This is a genomic window from Microcystis sp. M53598_WE2 (genome assembly GCF_030067735.1).
In the GTDB taxonomy this organism is placed as follows: domain Bacteria; phylum Cyanobacteriota; class Cyanobacteriia; order Cyanobacteriales; family Microcystaceae; genus Microcystis; species Microcystis aeruginosa.
The window spans coordinates 1-3,819 of the sequence record NZ_JASJFE010000559.1 but is presented as its reverse complement, the minus strand read 5'-3'; the positions used below and the strand labels follow the sequence as shown (position 1 = coordinate 3,819).

The following is a 3,819-nucleotide window of genomic DNA, read 5'->3' as shown; positions in this document are numbered from 1 at the left end:
GCATGGCGCATAAAATCAAATTGTAAGGCCTCTAGCATGGGGTGTGGGGTGTGGGGTGTGGGGTGTGGGGAGCTTTTTCAGTAAACAGTAAACTCAAAACTCACATCTGATAACTGATAACTGATAACTGATAACTGATAACTGATTATTGATAACTCTCAATTACTTGACGAAATTCGCTTTTTTGTTTGACTCCGCGCATTTCTTTCACTAATTCCCGCTCCTTAAAGAATTGTACCGTGGGAGTACCGGTTACTTGACCCATTTTGGCAATTTCTGGGTCAGCTTCGATGTCAATTTCCACAAAATAAATTTTGCCATCGTACTCATCGACCACTTTATCTAAAATCGGTTTCAGGGTTTTACAGGGGCCACAGGTGGGAGAAACATATTTTACCATTAACAAGCGATCGCCATCATGGAATAATTTCCGCAAAGCATAACCCCCAACGTGACGGGTTTTGTGAATATCAAAAGTTTCCTCCGTATCGGCCGGGGTTTCGCTAACGGTTTTCGTCTCGTAATGTTCAGAAGTGGCTGATTGACGGTATTCTTGGATTAAATTATGCTCCGATAACCATCTTTCTGCCAATAACGCCGCCATACACCCCGTACCTGCGGCAGTGATTGCCTGACGGTATTCGTGGTCCTGCACATCTCCGGCGGCAAAAACCCCCTCGACGCTGGTAGCAACGGTTCCCGGTTTGACTTTCACATAACCCACCTCGTCTAATTCTAGTTGTCCTTGGAATAGGGAAGTATTGGGAGTGTGACCGACGGCATAAAATAACCCTCTAACGGCTAATTCACTGATTTCTCCCGTTTGCGAGTTTTTAATGCGTATTCCTGCCATTTTACTGCCTGTACCGAACACATCCACCGCTTGGGTGTGAAAATGAACGGTAACTTTCGGATTATTTAACACCCGGTCCTGCATTGCTTTCGAGGCACGCATCGCTTCCCCGCGAATTAATAAATGGACGTGAGAGCCGTATTTAGTTAAATATACGGCTTCTTCTGCCGCCGAGTCACCGCCACCGATTACAGCGAGGTTTTCCTCTCTAAATATCGGTGTAGCACCGTCACAGATAGCACAAGCAGAAATCCCGTTACTCCAGAATTGGGCCTCGCTGGGTAATCCTAAGCGTTTGGCAGTGGCTCCCGTGGCGATAATAATACTATTAGCCTTAACTTCCCGGTCGGTGGAACGAATGGCAAAAGGACGCTGACTTAAATCCACCGAGATAACATCTTCGGTATAGCATTGGGTCCCCCATCTTTCGGCCTGTTCCTTCATTCTTTCCATCAGCTTCGGACCGGTGATTCCTTCGGGAAAACCGGGGAAATTTTCTACTTCTGTGGTGGTCATCAATTGTCCCCCCGGAATGCCTCCCGCTTGGAAACCCTCAAACATCAAGGGTTTTAAGTTCGCACGCGCCGCATAAATCGCCGCCGTATATCCCGCGGGTCCCGAACCAATAATGACTAAATTCTCGACAGTCATAACCGTAAATGCAACTCATAACGACTACGCTTTTTAGTATAGCAGATAATGTCGGGTGGGTTAGACGACGATAAGTTAGATAGTTTACCCATCAGTTTAATATGCGTCCTAACCTACCAAGAAGTAGATTTCTGCCTAAAAATCCAGAATATCTCGGATAATAGCTTTTAAATCGGCATCAGCAGGACGTTTGACAAACTGCTCATGGCTGTAAATCCAAACCAGTTTAATTGTGTAGGTAGTCGCGCTCACCAAATACATTAATCTAATTTGCCCCGCAGCACCTTTTGAAACCCGGATATCGAGCTTGTGAAAAGTCCAGCCTTCCGGCAACTGAATTTTCCCCGGTAGAGGTTCCTGACGGGAGTTATGGGGATATTGGTCATCGATTAAATCCTCTAAAGTTTTGGCAATAAGTTCAACAAAGCTATTTTTGTGAACTTTTGCCAGTTTTTTGAAAGAGCGCTCGAAGTTGTCAGAAGATTCAATCGAGAAGGGAATTGAGCCAGTCATGCACTTCTCCTTTCCCAATAGGATGAGAAGATTCCGTCGCCAATGCTTCCTTCAAAACTTCAGACATGGCTGCTTTGTAGGCCGGATGTTCCTGTTCTATCAAATCAAGCTTTTGATAACCTAATGCTTTCATATCATCAAGGAGAATTGGCTCTGTGGAACTTTCTTCTGGTGGCAGACCTTTACGAGCCTTTTTCCAGGGAAATTCCGCGTGAGTCATATCACTCAACCGATAGGCGTGGTAGTTACCGAAATATTGCCAAATTTCTGCTAAAAGTTCTTTTTTCTCCGATGGCAGCCCAGATAAGGATTCTTGGCGAGGAATTGGTAATTGTTCAGCCTCAAAATCACTGTAGAACTTATAAGCAGCAGGACAAACCGGACCGTAACGCCATGCTTGAATTTCCTCCTTAAACAATGGTTCATCGTATAGGGCCAAATGCAAGCTCTGTGCATAATATAAAAGCTTTTGGACTTTCATATTAGTCATTTCAGCGTCCATACCATCCTCGTAAGCTCTGATAATAAAGTAGCGAGCCACAGTCAGGCAGTCAATCATAGCTCCACAAAATTTTTGGAATATCGACCTATGACCATTGTAGAAGAAATTGACAATTAGTACAAGTGTATGAAGAAAGCTTAACAATGCTCATGGGGGAATGGACGAAGTTTTAATATTTTTCGTCACCGACTCTACCAGTGGGTGAAGTCTGCCGCAAATTGAGATAGGGATAAAAGCTTAATGCGGGTATCTTGAGCAACTTTTTGGCGCATTTGGGCGGTATTATATCCCCAATCGGCTAAATATAAGCCCACATCGTTTAAATCGGCTTGTTGCTGCACTAATTCCAACGCATCGAGACGATCCTCGACAAACCACAAATTAGCGGGAGATTCGGGTAAATTAGCCAGTATTTGCTGAATAGTCAGGTATTTCGGCTGTTTAATTTCCTTGCCAATTAATCTCGCTGCCGGAAAATTAATTGCTACTTTTTGTAACAATTGCTTGACAAAACGACTTTCTTTTGTAGTGATAATATAGACCAAAAAATCCGAGTCTAAAAGAGAGGCCAGGCGATTGATCGCGGGTTGATAAAATTGATGTAAGGCTAACCAAGACTCTAGATCCGACTCAATCCATTGATCCCTAAGACCATCGAGAGCATTTGAGAGAACTTTTTTCGCTATTTTATCCCTTTCTAGCAGATTTTGAGCAATTGACGGCCAATTATTTAAAGCTTCCCCGTCGGGAATACCGAGAACGAGCGATCGCAACAGTAAAGGCATTTCCCAACCGGTTTCGATAACGGGACGAAGTTGCGAAAACCTCGGGAAAAAATCCTCGGGAATTATTTCCGGCCAAAGGGTTTCATAGGTGCGTTTGCTAATCTGAAAATACTCGATCATGCCATCACAAAGAACACCATCAAAATCGAGTGCTAGAATACGGGGGGATTGACGCATAAATGCTGGTTTAATCTCAATAATGGCAGTATAGCGCAGCGAAAATTAAAAAATTGTCCAAGACATCACGCTATTAGCTATTCTTTGCTTCATCGTTGATATAACATAGCTGTCTGATGATTTCTGTAACCGAATTTTTCAATCCCTCTACATGAATCCAGCCCACATATACAGCATATACGATATTTTGGTGATTGTCCTGTATATAAACATGATGAACACGATATAAATCTGAGCTTAAATAAATGGCTCTTCGTTACCCTTTATGCTAAATCAACATACAAGATGCCAAGATAACATACTTCTAACCCAAAAATTCCGAAAGTTTCTAAAGCCAT

4 protein-coding genes are annotated in these 3,819 nt (G+C 43.3%); all 4 read right to left on the bottom strand.

Features of this window, described 5'->3' with window-relative positions; genetic code table 11:
- Positions 1-145 precede the first annotated feature (145 nt).
- Complete coding sequence (gene trxB / locus PX636_RS11410; protein ID WP_288117251.1) at positions 146-1,504, bottom strand: thioredoxin-disulfide reductase; 1,359 nt, start codon at positions 1,502-1,504, stop codon at positions 146-148.
- A gap of 135 nt (positions 1,505-1,639) precedes the next feature.
- On the bottom strand, positions 1,640-2,017 hold the full coding sequence (locus PX636_RS11405; protein WP_002796042.1) for a hypothetical protein: 378 nt from the start codon (positions 2,015-2,017) through the stop codon (positions 1,640-1,642).
- Positions 1,989-2,576, bottom strand: coding sequence for a Panacea domain-containing protein (locus PX636_RS11400; protein ID WP_288117249.1), 588 nt, complete (start codon positions 2,574-2,576; stop codon positions 1,989-1,991). Before PX636_RS11400 ends, PX636_RS11405 begins: the two co-directional genes overlap by 29 nt.
- A 134-nt stretch (positions 2,577-2,710) precedes the next feature.
- The gene (locus PX636_RS11395; protein ID WP_288117247.1) at positions 2,711-3,481 is read right to left on the bottom strand and encodes an HAD family hydrolase; all 771 of its coding nucleotides are present in this window, start codon (positions 3,479-3,481) and stop codon (positions 2,711-2,713) included.
- Between the last annotated feature and the right edge of the window lie 338 nt (positions 3,482-3,819).